Source organism: Pseudomonas sp. PDM27 (assembly GCF_019219205.1).
Classification (GTDB): domain Bacteria; phylum Pseudomonadota; class Gammaproteobacteria; order Pseudomonadales; family Pseudomonadaceae; genus Aquipseudomonas; species Aquipseudomonas laurylsulfatiphila.
Map to the genome: position 1 here is coordinate 709,483 of NZ_JAHUWF010000001.1, position 19,287 is coordinate 728,769.

Below are 19,287 nucleotides of genomic sequence, written 5' to 3' on the forward strand. Positions count from 1 at the left end.
ACGTTCGAACATGGCCGCTGGTCGCCCTGTGCGACGCCCGTCAACAAGGAGCCAGTCAGATGACTCGCATAAAAAAGTGGCTGCCGAAACTTGCCCTGGTGGCGATAACGGTCATGGCAATGGCGGCGAATGCCGCTGACAAACCCAACATTCTGGTGATTTTCGGCGATGACATCGGCCAGACCAACATCAGCGCCTATTCCATGGGCGTGGTCGGCTACAAGACGCCGAACATCGACCGCATCGCCCACGAAGGCATGCTGTTCACCGACTATTACGCGGAGAACAGCTGCACCGCCGGGCGCTCGTCGTTCATCACCGGCCAGTCACCGCTGCGCACCGGCCTGACCAAGGTGGGCGTGCCGGGCGCGCCGATCGGCCTGCAAAAACGCGACATCACCATCGCCCAGGCGCTCAAGTCCCAGGGTTATGCAACCGGCCAGTTCGGCAAGAACCACCTGGGTGACAAGGACGAATTCCTGCCGACCAACCACGGTTTCGACGAGTTCTTCGGCAACCTCTATCACCTCAACGCCGAAGAGGAACCCGAGCGCCCTTACTGGCCCAAGGATGACCCTGACTTCGTCAAGGCCAGGACGCCACGCGGCGTGATCCACAGCTACGCCGACGGCAAGATCGAAGACACCGGCGCGCTGACCGCCAAGCGCATGGAAACCATCGACGACGAAACCACGGCTGCCGCTCAATCCTTCATCGAGAAACAGGCCAAGGCCGACAAGCCGTTCTTCGTCTGGATGAACACCACGCGCATGCATCTGTTCACCCACGTACGCGACTCGATGAAGGGCCAGAGCGGCATGCCCGGCAACGACTACGCCGATGGCATGCTGGAACACGACGGCGATGTCGGCAAACTGCTGAAGACCCTCGACGACCTGAAAATCGCCGACAACACCATCGTCGTCTACACCACCGACAACGGCCCGAACCAGTTCTCCTGGCCGGACGCAGCCACCACGCCGTTCCGTAACGAGAAGAACTCCAACTGGGAAGGCGCCTACCGCGTGCCGGCGATCATTCGTTGGCCAGGCAAGATCAAGGCCGGTGAAGTGTCCAACGAGATGTTCTCGGGCATGGACTGGTTCCCGACCTTGCTGGCAGCCGCGGGCGAAACCGACGTGAAGGAAAAGTTGCTCAAGGGTTGGGCACCGACCTCGGGTGGCAACAGCTTCAAGGTGCACCTGGACGGCTACAACCAGTTGCCGTACCTGACCGGCCAACAGCCTAAAGGCGAGCGTCGCGAGTTCTACTACTTCAACGACGACGGCGTGCTGGTATCGATGCGCTTCGACAACTGGAAAGTGGTCTTCGCCGAACAGCGCGAACCCGGTGGCTTTGCGGTGTGGAGCAGCCCGTTCGTGCCACTGCGCGTGCCGAAGCTGTTCAACCTGCGCATGGACCCTTATGAACGGGCTGACCTGGTCTCGGACCAGTACAACGACTGGCTGGTGAAAAACTCCTACCTGATGGCCGCGGGTGTTGCCAAGGCGGCGCGCTTCCTGCAGACCTTCATCGAGTACCCGCCGAGCCAGAAGCCTGCCAGTTTCAGCGTTGACCAGATTCGTGCGGCGGTCGATGCGAAAATCGAAGAGAAGCTGAAAAACCAGGCCAAGCCCTAGGCGTATCGAGGCCGCCTGAATGCCAACGGCCAACCCGCCCAGGTGAAATTAAGCTTGGGCTAAGGTTGCTTGTTTAGTCTTCGAAGCTTTCAGGTAGTCGAGCATTTCGAAGATGGCCCGTGTCGATACAAGCGCCAAACCGCCGTTCAGCATCGTTCTGGTGAACTACAAAACCCTCGATCTGACCAGGATCTGCCTGGACCTTTTGCGTGAGCCTGCACGCAAAGCCGGCATACCCGTCTGGGTGGTGGACAACGATTCGGCGGACGCCAGCGTCGAGTACCTGCGCTCACTGGACTGGATCAACCTGATCGAACGCGATGCCCCCACCAAAGAACCCGGCCACATCGCCCATGGCAAGGCACTGGACATGGCGCTGGCCAGGGTCAATACCGACCATCTGTTCCTGATGCACACCGACACCTTCGTCTTCGATGCCAACATCTTTGCGCTGATGATGGAGCACTGCACCAGGGATCGAAACGTCATCGCGGTCGGCTGCACCGAGCAACTCAATCGCGGGTTGCCAAGGACTGTCTGGCGCTTCACCTCACGCTTCGCAAAGCACCATTTTCGCCGCTTGAAACTCTCCCTGGGCCTACGCTCAAGAGAACCGAAGCCCTACACCGAAACCCACCTGAAAAGCTTTTGCACGCTATGGAATTGCAGGTTGATGAAGCAGCAGGGTCTGCATTTCCAGATCGATGACCGGGTGCCCGGTTATGAACTGCAGGACCGCGCGATCGGCCTCGGCTACAAGGTGGTGTTTCTGTCCCCCGGCAAAATCTTCAAGTACCTGGACCACGTCCAGGCCGGCACCGTCGCCGCCGCGGGGGGATATGGCCGGGATCACCGGCGGACCAAAATGTACCAGGACATTCTCAAGCGCTTCAGTGCCGCCAATCCCTAGATGGATTGAACAAATCGCACTCACAGAAAAGCCCACTGAGCGTCGCCGCTCCAGTGGGCTTTTTTTTGGTTCTTCACGGAATCCCGCGGAACACGGATTTCGAAATAACTGTAGGAGCTGCCGAAGGCTGCGATCTTTTGATCTTGCTTTTGCGATCTGGAGATAGCTGAAGATCAAGATCAAAAGATCGCAGCCTGCGGCAACTCCTACAGGGGAACGCGTGCTCCACCCAACTGGCGACCATTGCCCGCTATCTGGACGGCGGGCTCACTGGCTCATGATGAACGTCGCCAGGCTTTTCAGGTCGTCCGGGCCCAACTGCGCGAAGGGCGGCATGGGCACATCCCCCCACTTCCCGCTGCCGCCGCGCTGAATGCTGGACATTACCCGGGCCAGTGCCTGGGGGTCGTTGGCATACCTGGCCGCCACATCGTGATAGGCCGGGCCAACGACCTTATGGTCGATTGCGTGGCAGGACAGGCAGGCGTTGTCCTTGAGCAAGGCTGAAGCCACTTTTGCCACCGATACCGTCGGCGGCTGCTCCACCGGCGGATTCGAGGCCGCCTGGACATCGGCGTCGCTGGCCTTTGCACTGCCGTAGGTCGCCGCCAGGTAGGCGCCGATCACACTCACATCCCGGTCGCTGATCGGAGCACCGTACACGTGCTGCATCTTGCCCGCTTCGGCGGTCCACTGCGCCAGGCTCATGCCGGGCGGCTGGAAGTTGATGTAGTCGGCCGAATGGCAGGTGGAGCACTTCTGCTGCGCCAATGGGTAACCAGGCAGCGAACTGGGCTTGAACGCTGCCGTTTCGGGCGGCAAGGTGATCGAGAGTGGCGCGGCGTCTGCCAGGGTCATCAGGCAAACCTGAGCGGCGCACAGCAGGGAGGTCAAAAGTTTCATGCAGCCCTCCTCAGGCGACGGTCACGTGGCGGGTTTCGACGACATGGCGGCGGTAGCCACCGGGGTTCCAGTCCGCTTGCAGCGGCTGCGTCTCGCCGGCCCTGTTGCTGGCGCGCACCATCAACTGAGTGGCGCCCTTGTTGGTAAAGGTGACCGGCAGCGTCCACTCACGAAAGGAGAAACGGCCCAGGTCCTGCCCGAGGGTGGATTCGCGCCATGTAGCTCCGCCGTCGATCGACACCTCAACCTTGTTGACCCCGGCGCCGCCATCGAACGCGATGCCCTTGAGCACCAGGCTTTGGTTCAGCGGCAATACATCGCCATGTTTGACGCTGGTGATGAAACTGCGCACCGGCAATCTGGAAATCGGTTGGGTGTTCGCCGCCGTGGTACCGGGGGCAATGCACAGGCAATCGTTATCCGGAACCCGGTACCCCTTGGCCATGAAAAAACCATCGTAGGTATGGTCGACGACTTCGATCTCACTCAGGTGCTTGACCCAGTACGTGCCGAAATAACCGGGCACCACCAGACGAATCGGGTAACCGTTGAGAAATGGCAGGTCGGTGCCATTCATCGACCAGGCGATCATCGGCTCGCCGTCCATGGCATGGCTGATGTCCAGCGCCTTGATGAACTCCGGCGTGCTTGGCAGCACCGGCTTGTCGAGCCCACGGAAGGTCACTTGCATGGCACCAGCCTTCACTCCGGCCTTTTCCAGTACCGCCTTGAGCGGCACCCCCAGCCATCGCGCATTGCCCATCGAGCCATTGCCCAACTGAGCCCCGAACACCCGCGGCATCGAGAAGCCACGGCTGTTGCCCGAACACTGATTGACGGCCACCACCTCCACCGGCTCGGCAAGCGCCTTGAGTTCGGCAAGGGAAAGCGACAGCGGCGTGTCGACCAAGCCCTTGATCGTCAGGCGGTAACTGTCCGGATCGATGCTTGTCGGAAAATCGGCCAGGTGGTAACGCACGAAAAACGCGTCATTGGGCGTGATGGCCCCTTCATTGAAGACAGAAAACGGCGTCTCCAGGTGCGGCGGGCGCGTGGTCACCAGGGTCAACGGGCGTTTTTGCGGGTATTGCACCAATGGTCGCGGACCCGCGGCAAAGGTCACTTCCTCAGTGTTTTCCTCGGCTGCCCTGGCGAGATTTGCCACCGGCGAAGCCGCCAAAGCCAACGTGAAAGCATCGCGTAAAACCCGCCGGCGGCTCGGCTGGCGGTTGTCTATAAAACTGAACTTCATTCTGCGCTCTCTATGATTGTTTTATCGAGATGCAACTGACAACTGTGGGAGCGAGCCTGCTCGCGATGGACGTAAACGAAAACGCGCGCTGACTGACTAAACGCAGCGCAAGTTCGTCCATAGTCGGAACGCCGCCCATATTCCCGCCAGGGCGGAGAGGTCTCAGACTTACGGTTTCGCGTTACCCAGGTCGGTAAACAAATCAGTATCGACACAGCCAACCTGTCTGCTTCACATTGAGCGTCAGATACTTGGCAATTGATGACAGGGATTGCCGATATGTGCGGCATAGAGAGAGTGCTGTTCACTTAAGCAAATGCCTCAGACACACTGCTTTCTGTGGCGAGGGAGCTTGCTCCCGCTGGGCTGCGTAGCGGCCCCAAAAAATGTGCCGTTTTTTATGTGAGTGCTACGCACTCAAGCGGGAGCAAGCTCCCTCGCCACGGGTTTCTCTTTGACTGAAGACACGCTTAAGTGAACAGCTTTTCGGCATGTCCTGGTCATCGCCCACAAAAAACCCACTGACCGTCGCCGGTTCAGTGGGCTTTTTTTGATCCGGCGTCTAGTTACAGAGCCATATCACTCGCAGCACTAGGCTTCGGCGCTTTCGCATCCGTGTCGACAGTCACTGGTTTCACAGCCGGCGCAATCACCGCTGGTGGCGGAGTCAGTTCCAGCACCTTGGCGGTGTAGGCCCACTCTTCAGCGACTTTCTCAGGGCTGTTGTTCAGCTGGGTGCCGTAGCTCGGTACGATCTGGTGCAGTTTTGCCTGCCACTCAGGGCTCGCGACCTTGTCCTTGAACACTTTCTGCAGCACGGTCAGCATGATCGGTGCGGCGGTCGATGCGCCTGGGGAGGCGCCCAGCAGGCCGGCGATGCTGCCGTCTTGCGAAGCGACGATTTCGGTGCCCAGTTTCAGCACGCCACCGGCGGCTTCGTCACGCTTGATGATCTGCACGCGCTGGCCGGCTTGCCACAGGCGCCAGTCTTCAGCCTTGGCGTTCGGGAAGTATTCCTTCAGGGCATTGAGGCGGTCTTCGTCAGACAGCATCAGCTGGCCGGCGAGGTACTCGACCAGCGGGTATTCCTTGATGCCGACCTTGGTCATTGGCCACACGTTGTGGGTGGTCGTGGTGGTCAGCAGGTCCAGGTACGAACCTTCTTTCAGGAACTTGGTGCTGAAGGTCGCGAACGGGCCAAACAGGATCACGCGCTTGCCGTCCAGCACGCGGGTGTCCAGGTGCGGAACCGACATCGGCGGTGCGCCCACCGAAGCCTTGCCGTAGGCCTTGGCCAGGTGTTGTTCGGCCAGGGTCGGGTTCTCGGTCACCAGGAACGAGCCGCCGACCGGGAAGCCTGCGTATTCCTGGGCTTCAGGAATGCCGGACTTCTGCAGCAGGTGCAGGGCACCGCCGCCGGCGCCGATGAACACGAACTTGGCGTCGGTTTCGGTCTTGCTGCCGTCTTTCAGGTTTTTGTAGCTGACACGCCAGCTGCCGTCTTCGTTGCGGGTGATGTCCTGCACTTCGCTGGACAGCTTCAAGTCGAACTTCGGCGTGGTTTGCAGGTGTGCAACGAACTGACGCGTGATTTCGCCGAAGTTCACGTCGGTGCCGATCGGGCTCCAGGTGGCCGCGATTTTCTGGTTCGGGTCACGCCCTTCCATCATCAGCGGCACCCACTGCTTGATCACAGCCGGGTCTTCGGAGTACTGCATGCCGGCGAACAGCGGGCTCGCCTGCAGGGCGTCGTAGCGTTTTTTCAGGAACTTGATGTTGTCATCGCCCCACACGAAGCTCATGTGCGGCGTGGAATTGATGAACGAACGCGGGTTCTTCAGCACGCCTTGCTGAACCTGCCAGGCCCAGAACTGACGGGAGATCTGGAAGGCTTCGTTGATTTCAACGGCCTTCGGGATCGAGACCTTGCCGTTCTCGTCTTCCGGGGTGTAGTTCAGTTCGGCCAGGGCGGAGTGACCGGTACCGGCGTTGTTCCAGCCGTTGGAGCTTTCCTGGGCGACGCCGTCGAGGCGCTCGATCATTTCCATCGAAGTGCCAGGTTCCAGCTCGTTGAGCCAGACACCCAGGGTCGCGCTCATGATGCCGCCGCCAATCAGCAGTACGTCGACCTTCTTGGCTTCTTCGGCCTGGGCTGTCGTCATCCCCAACGACAAGGCCAGCCCCAGCAGGGCTGTGTTCACTTTCTTAAACATCTGTAGCACCTATGATAAAACGCCATCCGCCCTTCCATCCTCATGCGCACAGCCCCGTGTTTCATGGCAGTCACGGATGCGGCACTCAAGGATTGCAGGGTGGGCACACAAGGCCGATGAACTGCATCGACCCCAGTTTTTTGTCCCTTCTGAACTGACTTTTTATCTTTTTTGGCTTCAGCTACTTGAGCGACAGTGATTCGTTCGCCCGTCGCGAGGACGGGTAAACAGAATAGGTCAAACCAAGTTGTTGCGAAGAATATCACGACATGGCAAACCCGCGCGTCTGTTCGAGACTGTGTGGTCCGGTTCAAGATCATAAGATCGCAGCCTTCGGCAGCTCCTACATTGATACACCGCCAGTGCAAAAAACCCTGTAGGAGCTGCCGAAGGCTGCGATCTTTTGCCTTTCAGGAGGGGAACTATACTCACTGGGCTTTTTCCGCTGAGGCTTGAGGTGTTGTCATGAGCGATAAAGACGATCTGCGCAAATATTCATCCCAAGTGATCGACGGCGTCGAAGCCGCGCCCGCCCGGGCCATGCTGCGGGCCGTGGGTTTTACCGATGCAGACTTCGACAAGCCGCAGATCGGCATCGCGTCCACCTGGGCCATGGTCACCCCCTGCAACATGCACATCGACAAGCTGGCGCGCGAAGCTGAAAAAGGTGCGAATGCCGCGGGCGCCAAGGGCGTGATCTTCAACACCATCACCATCTCCGACGGCATCGCCAACGGCACCGAAGGCATGAAGTATTCGCTGGTATCGCGCGAGGTGATCGCCGACTCCATCGAAGTGGTCACCGGTTGCGAGGGTTTCGACGGCCTGGTGACCATCGGCGGCTGCGACAAGAACATGCCGGGCTGCCTGATCGGCATGGCGCGGCTAAATCGCCCATCGATCTTTGTCTATGGCGGCACCATCCAGCCGGGCGCCGGGCATACCGACATCATTTCCGTGTTCGAGGCCGTGGGCCAGCACGCGCGGGGCGACATCAGCGAGATCCAGGTCAAGCAGATCGAGGAAGTGGCGATTCCCGGCCCCGGTTCCTGTGGCGGCATGTACACCGCCAACACCATGGCCTCGGCCATCGAGGCGCTGGGCATGAGCCTGCCCGGCTCCAGCTCCCAGGACGCCATTGGCGGCGACAAGGCCTCGGACAGTTTCCGCGCCGGCCAGCAGGTCATGGAGCTGCTCAAGCTCGACCTCAAGCCCCGGGACATCATGACCCGCAAAGCCTTCGAGAATGCGATCCGCGTGGTGATCGCCCTCGCCGGCTCAACCAACGCCGTGCTGCATCTGCTGGCCATGGCCAACGCGGTGGATGTGGAACTGACCCTGGATGACTTCGTCGAGCTGGGCAAGATCTCCCCGGTGGTCGCCGACCTGCGCCCCAGCGGCAAGTACATGATGAGCGAGCTGGTGGCCATCGGCGGCATTCAACCGCTGATGAAACGCATGCTCGATGCCGGCATGCTGCACGGCGATGTGCTGACCGTCACCGGCCAGACCCTGGCGGAAAACCTCGCCGGCGTGCCCGACTATCCGGCCGGACAGGACGTGATCCGGCCCTTCGACCAGCCGATCAAGAAGGACTCGCACCTGGTCATCCTGCGCGGCAACCTCTCGCCCACCGGCTCCGTGGCCAAGATCACCGGCAAGGAAGGCCTGCGCTTTGAAGGCACGGCACGGGTCTATCACGGCGAGGAAGGTGCGCTGGCCGGCATTCTCAATGGCGAAGTGCGACCCGGCGAAGTGATCGTGATCCGCTACGAAGGGCCCAAGGGCGGGCCGGGCATGCGCGAAATGCTCTCGCCGACCTCAGCGGTCATGGGCAAGGGCCTGGGCAAGGAGGTGGCGCTGATCACCGACGGGCGTTTTTCCGGTGGTTCCCACGGTTTCGTGGTCGGTCACATCACGCCGGAAGCCTTTGAAGGCGGGCCGATTGCGCTGGTCGAGAATGGCGACAGGATCATCATCGATGCTGAAACGCGGTTGATCACGGTCGATGTTTCCGATGCCGTGCTTGCGCAGCGCAAGAGCCGCTGGGTGCGGCCGGAATCGAAGTACAAGCGCGGGGTGTTGGCCAAGTATGCGAAGACCGTGTCCAGTGCTTCGGAGGGGGCGGTGACGGACAAGTATTTGTAGGCCGTTAGTCCTGCGTTGTCTGGACTATTGCCATCGCGAGCAAGCTCGCTCCCACAGTGGATTGGATGTACTCAGCATTTGTGTACACCCCTGCCCTTGTGGGAGCGAGCTTGCTCGCGATGGCGTCCTGTCAGGCAACCTCTACCTCAAAGCCTGAACCGATCCACCGACTGCGACAGCTGCCCCGCCAGACTGGACAGTTCATCGGTGGTCGACGCCGTCTGCCCGATCACCTTGCTGTTGCCTTCGGACATGCCGGCAATCATCTCCACCTGATGGGCGATCTCGTTGCTGGCCAGGCTTTGCTCGCCGATGGTACGGCTGATGTCATTGACCAGTTGCGTGGTGTGCAGCGTGGCATCGAGGATCTCGCGGATGGCGCGCTCGACATCGGCCGTCACCGCCATGCCTTTGTCGACCTGGGCCACGCCCTCCTCCATGCTGACCACCGCCTCGCGAGTGCTTTGCTGGATGCGCGCGACCATGCTGGCGATTTCCTGGGTGGAAGCGCTGGTGCGCCCCGCCAGGCTGCGGACCTCATCGGCCACCACGGCAAAACCGCGACCCTGCTCGCCGGCGCGGGCGGCTTCGATGGCGGCGTTGAGTGCCAGCAGGTTGGTCTGGTCGGCAATACCCTTGATCACCTGGATGATGTTGAAAATCCCTTCGGACTCCTTGTCCAGCGTGCGGATCACCTGCGCCGACTGCTGCGCCGAACGCGCGATGCCGTCCATGTCGCTGACCACCTGGTGGATCACCCGGCCGCCATCCTTGGCCAGGTTTTCTGCCTGATTGGCCATGTTCAGCGCCCGTTCGGCATGCCGGGTGATTTCCTCGATGCTCGCGGTCATTTCGCTGGCGGCCGCGGCCATGGTGCTGGCCGCCGCGCTTTGCTGCTGGCTGCTGCCGGCCACCTCATGGCAGCCGTTGCTCAGCAGTTCGCTCATGCCGCTGACGCCGTGGGCGTTGCTGCGGACGACCTCGATCATGCCGCGCAAATCCCGCTGCATGGTTGCCAGGCTACGAATCAAGGCGCTGGCTTCGTCCTTGTGGGTGGGCTCGACGATCGGCTCACTGAGGTTGCCATGGGCGATGCTCTCGGCAATGCGGCTGGCGGTTTGCAACGGGCCCATGATGCTCAGGATCGCCGAACGCCCCAGGGCCAGCAGCAACAACAGGCTGGCGATCAGCACGCCGCCGAGGGTCAGGTTGGCGTTGTTGATGGCAAGCGCGGTGCCCTGGCTGGTCTGTTGCGTGTCGCTTTCGATCAACTCGCTGAGGGCCTCCATCTGGTCTTCCAGTTGGCTGAAGGCGTTGTTGAACGTGCCCAGTTCCTGTTGCGCGGCTTCCGGGTTTTCCAGGGCCAGCCCGACGATACGCTCGGCAGTGCCGATGTAGGTGTCGAGGCTGGGCTTGATCTTGTTCAGGCCGGCCTTGATGGTGTCGCTGACCGGCAGCTTGAGGTTTTCCCCGAGCACTTCGCGAAAGCGTTGGGTGTGCTCTTCGATGGAACTGCGCACCTCGGCCTTGCTGCTGGTGCTCTTGTTCAAGCCCACCAACATGGCCGACAGCACGTCGGCGCGCAACGCGTCGTGCATCATGTCGGCTTCGAGGTGATTGCGCAGCGCGGCCATGCTGACGTTGTCGTCGCCCACGGCCTCGGCCATCCGGGCGTTCCCCAGGTAACTGACCAGGCTCATGATCAATGCAGCCAGTAGTCCGGTGCCGATCAGCAACATTAAACGCAGTTTTATGGACACTCTGTGGTTCCTCTCTGGCACGTTAGGCGGCGGGGTTCCCCCGCGCGGATGGCACTCTTGAAGAGGTTATCGACGGGGTCGCGCAGTAATTGAAGCCTATTGCCACAGATTGTGTTTTTTGCGACATGCGGTCGTCACCGGTTGCTTTTGCCGCATGCCGCGCAGGGACACCAGCGACAGGCTGGCAAACGCACCGGCGACCGCGATGGCCATGTCCTTTTGCGAATCCCACGGATCGTTTTGCGCGCCGACGAAGGCCTTCGCCGTGTCATTGCCCAGGAAGGCACCGCCGATCCACTCCACCAGTTCGTACAGGGCGGAGGTCGACAGCATGATGTTCAGGGTCACGAAAAACAGCCAGAACCCGCGCAGCGGCGTCAGCCGCCACAGGACTTCGCGCACCGGATATGCCAGCAGCAGCCCGTAGCTCAGATGCACCAGCCGGTCGTAGTGATTGCGGTGAACACCTGCCGCCCGATCGAAACTGAAGCCCAACCACGCCGAAGACCAACGATCGTAAGGCACCAGGGAATAGGTGTAATGGGCGCCCAGTTCATGTACGCACAGAAACGCAAACACCAACGTGATGGACAACGCCGACAAGCGGAATCGCCGAGAAACCGCGACCAGCGTCCCCACCAGCAACAGCACCAGCAGGTTTTCCAACGCCCAGTCCACCCGGCTGCGGGGAGAAAAACCCGACACCACGACGATCACCAGGAACACCATCAGCAACGTCAGGTCGTGCCGTATACGTTGGTTCGGCTGCATGGCTGCAATACCTCGAAGTCAGGACATCGCCCTTTTAACTTCGAGGCAAGGTCGCCGGGCAAGTTCGCTTTTTCCCTCCAGTGCGTGATAAGTTGTACGATGACTGATGAATACTCATCCATTCATCAGTCATCCCTACAACAACAAGGAAATACCCATGAAAAAAGCAAAAGTGCTGATTGGTTTTCTGTGCCTGTTCACCGGCTACGTCGCCGCCACCCCGGCCGCCTCGGACAAGGACGTGGCCCAAGCGGTCGACCACCTGACCCAGGCCATGCTGCACAAGGACATCCCGGAGCTGAAAGCCTTGACCGCCGAGAACCTGACCTACGGGCATTCCAGCGGCAAGATCCAGGACAAGCAGGCCTTCATCGCCGACATCGAAACCGGCAAAAGCGCGTTCAAGACCCTTGAGATGCAAAACCAGACCATCACCGTCTCGGGCGATGTCGCACTGGTCCGCCACCATTTCTCGGCGCAAGCGCTCAAAGGCACTGAAGTGGTGCCCACTGAGATCGAGAACTTCCAGATCTGGCAAAAGCAGGACGGTAAATGGCTGTTGGTGGGACGGCAGGCGTTCAAGTTCTGATACTCGCGCAAGAAGCTGCACCGCGGGACCTGTGGGAGCGAGCTTGCTCGCGATGGCGGAGTGTCGGTCGCCATATCAGGTGTCTGACACACCGCTATCGCGAGCAAGCTCGCTCCCACAGGGTTTTCGGGTGTATCAACTACCCTTCCACTCCCGCGGGCTCAGCCCGGTCTTGCGCCGGAACGCCCGGGCCAGCGCCGAGGGGCTCTCATACCCCACTTCCTCGGCAATCAGCGCTATCGGCCGGCCCTCGCGCAGGCGCTTCTGCGCCAGGCTGATGCGCCAGCTCACCAGGTAATCCACCGGCGTCTGCCCGACCACCCGGCGAAAGTGTTCGGCGAAACTGGCCCGCGACATGTTGGCGGCGACCGAGAGTTCGGCCACGCTCCAGGCCTTGGCCGGGCTTTGATGCATCAGGCTCAGGGGCCGCGCCAGGCGCGCATCGGCAAGGCCCGCCATCATGCCCGGTTGCTGGCCCGTGGTGCTCAGGATGTGCCGCAGCAACAGAATCACCAGCAGCTCGAACAGGCGATCCATCACCGCTTCACGCCCGCACGTACCGTCGAACGCCTCGTTGAACAGCCATTCCAGGGTCCCGGCCAGGGTCGGGATTTCATCGAGCTTGAGCACCAGGTAATCCGGCAGCGCCGCCGCCAGGGCATTGCCCGCACCGCCGTCGAAATCCAGGGTCGCGCACACCAGTTGCGTGCCGGATGCTTCAGACGCAAACAGACGATGCCGATAGGGCCGGGGGAAAAAGATCAGGCTCGGCTCGGTCAGTTGCAGGTCCGGCTGGTCGCCCATTTTGAGCAGCAACTCGCCGGCCTGAAGCAGGTGCAAATGACCGCTGGCCTGTTTGCCGTCGTAGGCGACGGTGCCGCAGAACATTCCGCTATGGAAAGTGCCGGCATTGACGCCGAAATGGGTGAGCAACGTGGACAAGCGATCCATGACAAGGCTCCCGAAGGCAGTTCTGGACGATCTGTCGCATATCCTCGACGATTTGCATCCAATACACCAGACCTTCTCCCTAACATGAGCTCCGTACCCAGCGCATTCCGCGCCTCACATCACGGAGTATCACCATGACCCGCATTGCCCCGATCAGCCTGGAAAACGCCACCGACACCACCCGCCCGCTGCTGGAAGGCGTGCAGAAGAAAATCGGTTTTCTGCCCAACGTCTTCAAAGTCCTGGCCCACGCACCGGCCGTGCTGGCCTCGTACCTGCAAAACTCGGCCGCACTGGGCAAGACGTCCCTGAGCGCCACGGAAAAGGAAGCGGTGTTCCTCGCCACTTCGCAAGTCAACGGCTGCGAGTACTGCCTGGCGGCTCACTCGGTGTTCGCCGGTAAGGCCGGACTGTCGAAGCAGGAGATCCTCAGCGCACGACACGGCGAGCTTAACGCCATTGCCACCCTCGCCCGCCAGGTCACCGAAAGCCGTGGCCACCTGAGCGCCGAGCAGATCGCCGCAGCCCGTATCGCGGGTATCGACGACGGCAAGATCATCGAAGTGATCGCCCATGTGGCTGCGCAGACGCTCACCAACTACCTGAACAACGCAATCCTGACCGACATCGACTTCCCGGCCATCGAGGCCTGAACCGATCCCCCCGAAACAACCTGTGGGAGCGAGCTTGCTCGCGATCGCGGTGGCCCATTCAACATCAATGTCGTCTGGCCTGACGCTATCGCGAGCAAGCTCGCTCCCACAGTGATTTTGCTCAAGTGACAGTTGTGCGCATGACGCCACCGTCAGGTATTGGTTTTCAGCTTGGTCCACAACCGCGTGCTGAGGCGTGCGATGGCCGCGGGCAAGTCCTCGACGGTGAACAGCTTGTCCATCACGGTTTTCGGCGGATAGATCGCCAGATCCTGCTTCACCGCCGGGTCGACGAAGGCATCCGCCGCACTGTTGGGGTTGGCGTAGTGGATGCTGTTGCTGATGTTGGCAATCACCTTCGGCTCCAGCAGGTAGTTCATGTAGGCGTAGCCGTTCTTCTCGTGTGGCGCGCTCTTGGGCATGACCACCATGTCCAGCCACAAGGTGGAACCTTCGTCCGGGATCGAGTAGGCAATGTCGATGCCGTTCTTCGCTTCCCTGGCGCTGGCGGCGGCCTGCACGATGTCGCCGTTGAAACCGATCACCGCGCAGACGTTGCCGTTGGCCAGGTCGCTGATGTACTTGGACGCATGGAAATACTGGACGTAAGGCCGGATCTTCAGCAGTGCCTGCTCGGCTTTCTTGTAATCGGCCGGCTCGTGGCTATGAGGCGGCAGCCCCAGGTAGTTGAGGGTGATCGGCAGGATCTGCGTAGGGTTGTCGATGATCGCCACGCCGCACTCGCTGAGTTTCTTGATGTTGTTCTCGTCGAAGAACAGCTTCCAGGAATGGGTGACGTCGGTATTGCCGAAGATCGCCTTGATCTTCTCGACGTTGTAGCCGATGCCCGCCGTGCCCCACATGTAAGGGAAGCCGTACTGGTTGCCCGGGTCGTTGACCTCAAGCTTCTTCATCAATGCCGGGTCGAGGTTTTTCCAGTTGGGCAACTGGCTCCTGTCGAGTTTCTGGATCGCGCCGGCCTTGATCAGGCGCGACAGGAAGTGGTTCGACGGGCTGACCACGTCATAACCGGTATTGCCGGTCATCAGTTTCGATTCCAGCACTTCGTTGCTGTCGTGGATGTCGTAGGTCGCCTTGATCCCGGTTGCCTTGGTGAAGTCGGGCAAGGTGTCGTCGGCGATGTAACCGTTCCAATTGGAAATATTGACGGTTTCGTCGGCGTAGGCGACAGCGGAAAAGGTCGAGATCAGGGCCACAAGGGAAAGCGTATTGACGCGCATGTTGAATCACCTTCGATGGGAAGTGCTGTTGTTCTTGTTGTGAAGTTCGTGTTGGTCAGACTTCGCTTCTGGCCCGGACCGTTTCCACGCGCATACGCAGCATGGCACCGATGTCGAGCAGCGGCTTGGGCGGCAGCCAGCCGGGTTGTGCCCGCGAGATGACCGATTGCAGCAAGGGTGAATCACCGCCCGAGGCCATTTCCGCGAGCAAGCGCCCCCATAGCGTGCCCCGCGCCACGCCGGAACCATTGCACCCGGCCACGGCGAACACGCCCTCCTCGACTTTCGCGAAGTACGGTTGCCCGGAGCGCGAAGCGCTGAGATGACCGGTCCAGGTGTATTCGATGTCCTGCTCGCCGAGCATCGGGAAACGCCGTTGCAACCCCAGCACGTGGTGTTGGCGACGGGCCGACAGCTCGCTCAATGACAAATCCCTGGAGCGGTATTCCGCGGTGTTGCGGATCATCACCCGGCGATCCGGCGTCAGGCGTACCGTGGCGCCCAACGGACGGGTCGACAGCACACCCCAGGACGCTGGCGCCCCCAGGGCTTGAAACTCTTGATCGCTGAGGGGCCGGGTGAGGCTGGCGCTGAGTTCCATCGCGAAGGTGCCGCTGTCGTCGATCCCGGAACGAGGAAGGAAGGCGTTCAGGCAGACCAACACCTGTCTGGCTTCAACGCAGCCGTCTTGGCCCCGGGCACGGATCCGGCCGTCGCCGAGGCGCTCAAGACCTGCGATATCGCTGTTCTCATGGACCGTCACTGTCGGCGGCAAGGCATCGAGCAGGCCCTTCACGTACTTGGCCGGTTGCAGCAAGGCATTGCCATTGCCGCACCAGATTCCGGCACGGTAGTGGCGGGTGCCGAGTTTCTCGATCAGTTGCTCGCCTTGCAGGAACTGCGCACTGGCGCCAACGGCCCGCAAGGTCTGCAACTTGGCCTCGACGTCGCTCAGCTTGCGTGGATCGCTGACGGCAAAGAAATAGCCCGACTCCCTGAAGTCGCATTCGATGCCCAGCCGGGCGATCTGCTTGCGCACTTCATCGGCGGCGGCGCGGCCGATCGCCGTATCCACCTGATAGCCGGCGAACCCGGCGCTTCCCGACAGCTCGCCGGCGACGGGATGTTCGTGGGCCACCACAAACCCGGAGTTACGCGCCGATGCCCCCTGCGCCGCCCGCTGGCGGTCAACGACCACAATGCGTGCCTGGGGGTGCATGTGTGCCAGGGCGTGGGCCGCGCTGAGGCCGGTAATGCCGGCGCCGATCACCAGCCAGTCGGCGTGCTGCGTGCCTTTGAGCGGATCGCGCAACGGAGAACTCCCCGCTTGCGCAATCCAGCCACAGATATTTTCCATGCGTCACCTCAGGTTCTTGTTCTGTGAACCGTCTCGATCAGCGTTTTATGCAGGATTCGCATAAATGGTTTTCGTGAACGGTGTCCATGACTAGAATCTAAAGGCTGATAACGCAGACAACCAACGTTATTAAATCATCGAGGCATTCTTAAAACGCATGGATAAAGTACGCCACGTGCCCTCGCTGCAGGGCTTGCAGGCCCTGGTCGAGGTCGCCGGGTCAGGCAGTTTCACCCAGGCCGCGCAAAAGCTCTGCCTGACCCAAAGCGCCGTGAGCCGACAGATCCAGCAACTGGAGAGCCACTTCGGTGTCGCTTTGTTCGTGCGCAGCAGCCGCAGCCTGCAACTGACCCCGGAAGGCGAGCAGGTGCTGGCCAGCGCTCGTACCATCCTCGAACAATTGAGGTCGCTGGAAGACCGGCTGGCGCCCAAGCAACGCCCGTTCCGCATACGCATGCACGTGTCACTGGCGGTGCGCTGGTTGTTGCCCAAACTGAACGATTTCTACCGGCATCACCCGGACGTCTCCCTGGCAATCGAAACCGTGGCCACCGAAATCGTGGAACCTGCCAGTGACAGCGACGCCTACATTCTCTATCTGCCTGAACCGTCCACAGCGCCCGATTGCCTGACGCTGTTCGAGGAAGCCCTGGTGCCGGTGTGTGCGCCTGGGCTGGGCACCCCGACCCGGCCATTGGCTTCGCTGGAGGATCTGTCGGGGTTCGCGTTGTTGCACCGCTCCTCCGATCAACATGACTGGCAGCTATGGTTGTCAGCCCATGGCGGCAAGGCGTTGCAGGACTATCGGCATATCCCCTTCAACCTCGACGAACTGGCACTCGATGCCGCCGCCCGGGGGCTGGGGGTGGCGATGACCGACATGACCCTGGCAGGCGAGTCGATCCAGCGCGGCGAACTGGTGATTCCGTTTGGTGAACCATTGAAGACCCGGGGGATTTACTCGTTGTGCCTGCAACCCTCGGCGGCCACCCATCCGGCGTGCGCGCCGGTCATGCAGTGGTTCACCGCACAAGCCACTGCATGAGGCTGTACGCAAAATGTGCGAGTGACAAAAATCACTGTGGGAGCGAGCCTGCTCGCGAAGGCGTCCGGTCAGTTGACATTTATTTCGCTGACACTCCGTCTTCGCGAGCAGGCTCGCTCCCACAGGGTTAGTGGGTGTACGCAGTATTCGTGAACAGCCGAAATTACTGTGAGAGCGGGCTTGCCCGCGAAGGCGTCGAGTCAGTTGACATTTATTTCGCTGACACTCCGTCTTCGCGAGCAGGCTCGCTCCCACAGGGTTAGTGGGTGTACGCAGTATTCGTGAACAACCGAAATTACTGTGGGAGCGAGCCGCACCGTCGCCCCCACAGGGATTGCTCAATCATCCTCATGCAACTTGATCCCGCGTTTATGCAACACATGGGGCACCACCAGCACCAGCAGCGTCAGGGCGAGAAAGAACGCAGAGATCGGTTGCGTGACGAACACCGTCCAGTCGCCCTGGCCGATGGACAAGGCGTTGCGCAGTTGTTTCTCGGCCATCGGCCCCAGCAGCATGCCGACGATTACCGGGGCGACGGGGAAGTCGAACCGCCGCATCAACACCCCGCCCCAGCCAATCGCCAACATCAGCAGCAGGTCGAAGGATGAGTGGCGCATGCCATACACGCCGATGGTGGCGAACACCAGGATGCCGGCATTCAGGTACGGCCGGGGGATCTGCAGCAGTTTGACCCACAGCCCTACCAGCGGCAGGTTCAACACCAGCAGGATGACGTTGCCGATGTACAGCGAGGCCACCAGCGTCCAGACCAGGTCGGCGGAGGTTTCAAACAGCATCGGCCCCGGTTGCAGGTTGTAGTTCTGGAACGCGGCCAGGAGGATCGCCGCGGTGGCTGATGTCGGGATGCCCAGGGTCAGCAACGGCACCAGGGATCCGGTCGCGCTGGCATTGTTGGCCGCTTCGGGGCCGGCGACGCCTTCGATGGCGCCCTCGCCCTTGTTGGCGGAAAACTCCTTGGGGTACTTGCTGAGCTTGCGCTCGGTGGAATAGGACAAAAAGGTCGGAATCTCCGCACCGCCGGCCGGAATCGAACCAAACGGAAAGCCGATCAGCGTGCCGCGAAGCCACGCGGGCACCGAGCGTTTCCAGTCGGCACGGGTCATCCACAACGAGGTCAGGCGATGCCGCCCTTCGTTCGCTTCCGTTTGATAGAGCAAGCTGTACAGGGCCTCGCCCACCGCGAACAGACCGACCGCCACCAGCACCACCTCGATACCGTCCACCAGTTCGGGAACGCCGAGGGTGTAGCGGGCAATGCCCGAGGTCGAGTCCAGGCCGATCAAACCGATGGTCAGGCCGACGCCCAGCGAAGCGAACCCGCGCAGCATCGAGGCGCCAAGCACCGCCGACACGGTGGTGAACGACAGCACCAGGATGGCGAAATATTCGGTCGGGCCGAAATTCAGCGCCAGCCTGGCCACAACCGGCGCAAACAGCGTCAGCAAAACCGTGGCGATGGTACCGGCGACGAAGGAGCCTATTGCCGCCGTTGCCAGCGCAGGGCCGGCGCGGCCGTTGCGCGCCATCTGGTTGCCCTCCAGGGCCGTGACCATGGAAGACGATTCACCCGGGGTGTTGAGCAGGATCGAGGTGGTGGAACCGCCGAACTGCGCACCGTAGTAGATACCGGCAAACATGATCAGCGCGCCGGTGGGATCGACCTTGGCGGTGATCGGCAACAGCAGGGCCACCGTCAGCGCCGGTCCGATTCCCGGCAACACGCCGATGGCGGTGCCGAGCAGGCAGCCGATAAAACCCCACATCAGGTTGATCGGCGTCAGTGCCGCGGCAAAACCCATCGCCAGGCTTGAAAGAATGTCCACGGTGTCG

General features: G+C 61.1%; 15 protein-coding genes and 1 pseudogene. 6 read left to right on the plus strand and 10 right to left on the minus strand.

Translation table 11 applies throughout. The features are described 5' to 3' along the window. Window positions 1-59 precede the first annotated feature (59 nt). Window positions 60-1,640 (plus strand): arylsulfatase, encoded by a 1,581-nt coding sequence (locus KW838_RS03160; protein WP_218500359.1) that lies wholly within the window; start codon window positions 60-62, stop codon window positions 1,638-1,640. Window positions 1,641-1,752: 112 nt separating this feature from the next. Next, window positions 1,753-2,550, plus strand: a complete 798-nt coding sequence (locus KW838_RS03165; RefSeq protein WP_218500360.1) for a glycosyltransferase family 2 protein — start codon at window positions 1,753-1,755, stop codon at window positions 2,548-2,550. A 267-nt stretch (window positions 2,551-2,817) separates the two neighbouring features. Here KW838_RS03165 and KW838_RS03170 read toward each other — a convergent pair whose 3' ends face one another. The 3 genes from KW838_RS03170 to mqo form a co-directional block, all read right to left on the minus strand. Further along, window positions 2,818-3,453 carry a c-type cytochrome gene (locus tag KW838_RS03170; protein ID WP_218500361.1) on the minus strand — a complete coding sequence of 212 codons (636 nt, stop codon included), beginning with the start codon at window positions 3,451-3,453 and terminating at the stop codon, window positions 2,818-2,820. A 10-nt stretch (window positions 3,454-3,463) separates the two neighbouring features. Next, on the minus strand, window positions 3,464-4,705 hold the full coding sequence (locus tag KW838_RS03175) for a molybdopterin-dependent oxidoreductase (protein ID WP_218500362.1): 1,242 nt from the start codon (window positions 4,703-4,705) through the stop codon (window positions 3,464-3,466). Window positions 4,706-5,271: 566 nt separating this feature from the next. Next, on the minus strand, window positions 5,272-6,918 hold the full coding sequence (mqo, locus tag KW838_RS03180) for a malate dehydrogenase (quinone) (RefSeq protein ID WP_218500363.1): 1,647 nt from the start codon (window positions 6,916-6,918) through the stop codon (window positions 5,272-5,274). 465 nt (window positions 6,919-7,383) lie between these two features. Here mqo and ilvD point away from each other — a divergent pair, with 465 nt between their 5' ends. Continuing rightward, the gene (gene ilvD / locus KW838_RS03185; protein ID WP_218500364.1) at window positions 7,384-9,066 is read left to right on the plus strand and encodes a dihydroxy-acid dehydratase; all 1,683 of its coding nucleotides are present in this window, start codon (window positions 7,384-7,386) and stop codon (window positions 9,064-9,066) included. A 146-nt stretch (window positions 9,067-9,212) separates the two neighbouring features. Here the strand turns inward: ilvD and KW838_RS29780 are convergent, their stop codons facing one another. The 3 genes and pseudogenes from KW838_RS29780 to KW838_RS03195 all read right to left on the minus strand — a co-directional run bounded on the left by KW838_RS29780 (window position 9,213) and on the right by KW838_RS03195 (window position 11,597). Then, window positions 9,213-10,076, minus strand: coding sequence for a methyl-accepting chemotaxis protein (locus KW838_RS29780; RefSeq protein WP_371317816.1), 864 nt, complete (start codon window positions 10,074-10,076; stop codon window positions 9,213-9,215). Continuing rightward, window positions 10,071-10,847: pseudogene (locus tag KW838_RS29785) on the minus strand (MCP four helix bundle domain-containing protein); the annotation flags it as partial. The pseudogene KW838_RS29785 and the gene KW838_RS29780, both read right to left, overlap by 6 nt. Window positions 10,848-10,922: 75 nt before the next feature. Further along, on the minus strand, window positions 10,923-11,597 hold the full coding sequence (locus KW838_RS03195; RefSeq protein WP_218500366.1) for a DUF2238 domain-containing protein: 675 nt from the start codon (window positions 11,595-11,597) through the stop codon (window positions 10,923-10,925). A 157-nt stretch (window positions 11,598-11,754) separates the two neighbouring features. On the opposite strand from KW838_RS03195, the gene KW838_RS03200 reads away from it, so the two are divergent. Next, on the plus strand, window positions 11,755-12,186 hold the full coding sequence (locus tag KW838_RS03200; RefSeq protein ID WP_102699839.1) for a nuclear transport factor 2 family protein: 432 nt from the start codon (window positions 11,755-11,757) through the stop codon (window positions 12,184-12,186). A 135-nt stretch (window positions 12,187-12,321) separates the two neighbouring features. On the opposite strand, the gene KW838_RS03205 is transcribed toward KW838_RS03200, so the two are convergent. Continuing rightward, window positions 12,322-13,137 (minus strand): AraC family transcriptional regulator, encoded by an 816-nt coding sequence (locus KW838_RS03205; protein ID WP_218500367.1) that lies wholly within the window; start codon window positions 13,135-13,137, stop codon window positions 12,322-12,324. Window positions 13,138-13,271: 134 nt separating this feature from the next. Here KW838_RS03205 and KW838_RS03210 point away from each other — a divergent pair, with 134 nt between their 5' ends. After that, the gene (locus KW838_RS03210; protein ID WP_218500368.1) at window positions 13,272-13,790 is read left to right on the plus strand and encodes a carboxymuconolactone decarboxylase family protein; all 519 of its coding nucleotides are present in this window, start codon (window positions 13,272-13,274) and stop codon (window positions 13,788-13,790) included. A 152-nt stretch (window positions 13,791-13,942) separates the two neighbouring features. Here the strand turns inward: KW838_RS03210 and KW838_RS03215 are convergent, their stop codons facing one another. Then, window positions 13,943-15,031: a polyamine ABC transporter substrate-binding protein gene (locus KW838_RS03215; RefSeq protein ID WP_007974146.1), complete on the minus strand. Its 1,089-nt coding sequence runs from the start codon at window positions 15,029-15,031 to the stop codon at window positions 13,943-13,945. Between the two features lie 55 nt (window positions 15,032-15,086). Beyond that, entirely contained in the window at window positions 15,087-16,388 is a 1,302-nt protein-coding gene (locus tag KW838_RS03220) for an FAD-binding oxidoreductase (protein WP_218500369.1), read from the minus strand. A 157-nt stretch (window positions 16,389-16,545) separates the two neighbouring features. Between KW838_RS03220 and KW838_RS03225 the strand changes: the two genes are divergently transcribed. Next, entirely contained in the window at window positions 16,546-17,433 is an 888-nt protein-coding gene (locus tag KW838_RS03225; RefSeq protein ID WP_218500370.1) for a LysR family transcriptional regulator, read from the plus strand. Window positions 17,434-17,771: 338 nt separating this feature from the next. On the opposite strand, the gene KW838_RS03230 is transcribed toward KW838_RS03225, so the two are convergent. After that, window positions 17,772-19,280, minus strand: a complete 1,509-nt coding sequence (locus KW838_RS03230) for a tripartite tricarboxylate transporter permease (RefSeq protein ID WP_218500371.1) — start codon at window positions 19,278-19,280, stop codon at window positions 17,772-17,774. Window positions 19,281-19,287 lie beyond the last annotated feature (7 nt).

What these genes read in the sequence shown, in the direction of transcription:
- KW838_RS03160 (WP_218500359.1), top strand. Translation starts at nt 60, where the DNA reads ATGACTCGCATAAAAAAGTGGCTGCCGAAACTTGCCCTGGTGGCGATA.
- KW838_RS03165 (WP_218500360.1), top strand. Translation starts at nt 1,753, where the DNA reads ATGGCCCGTGTCGATACAAGCGCCAAACCGCCGTTCAGCATCGTTCTG.
- KW838_RS03170 (WP_218500361.1), bottom strand. Translation starts at nt 3,453, where the DNA reads ATGAAACTTTTGACCTCCCTGCTGTGCGCCGCTCAGGTTTGCCTGATG.
- KW838_RS03175 (WP_218500362.1), bottom strand. Translation starts at nt 4,705, where the DNA reads ATGAAGTTCAGTTTTATAGACAACCGCCAGCCGAGCCGCCGGCGGGTT.
- mqo (WP_218500363.1), bottom strand. Translation starts at nt 6,918, where the DNA reads ATGTTTAAGAAAGTGAACACAGCCCTGCTGGGGCTGGCCTTGTCGTTG.
- ilvD (WP_218500364.1), top strand. Translation starts at nt 7,384, where the DNA reads ATGAGCGATAAAGACGATCTGCGCAAATATTCATCCCAAGTGATCGAC.
- KW838_RS29780 (WP_371317816.1), bottom strand. Translation starts at nt 10,076, where the DNA reads ATGCAGCGGGATTTGCGCGGCATGATCGAGGTCGTCCGCAGCAACGCC.
- KW838_RS03195 (WP_218500366.1), bottom strand. Translation starts at nt 11,597, where the DNA reads ATGCAGCCGAACCAACGTATACGGCACGACCTGACGTTGCTGATGGTG.
- KW838_RS03200 (WP_102699839.1), top strand. Translation starts at nt 11,755, where the DNA reads ATGAAAAAAGCAAAAGTGCTGATTGGTTTTCTGTGCCTGTTCACCGGC.
- KW838_RS03205 (WP_218500367.1), bottom strand. Translation starts at nt 13,137, where the DNA reads ATGGATCGCTTGTCCACGTTGCTCACCCATTTCGGCGTCAATGCCGGC.
- KW838_RS03210 (WP_218500368.1), top strand. Translation starts at nt 13,272, where the DNA reads ATGACCCGCATTGCCCCGATCAGCCTGGAAAACGCCACCGACACCACC.
- KW838_RS03215 (WP_007974146.1), bottom strand. Translation starts at nt 15,031, where the DNA reads ATGCGCGTCAATACGCTTTCCCTTGTGGCCCTGATCTCGACCTTTTCC.
- KW838_RS03220 (WP_218500369.1), bottom strand. Translation starts at nt 16,388, where the DNA reads ATGGAAAATATCTGTGGCTGGATTGCGCAAGCGGGGAGTTCTCCGTTG.
- KW838_RS03225 (WP_218500370.1), top strand. Translation starts at nt 16,546, where the DNA reads ATGGATAAAGTACGCCACGTGCCCTCGCTGCAGGGCTTGCAGGCCCTG.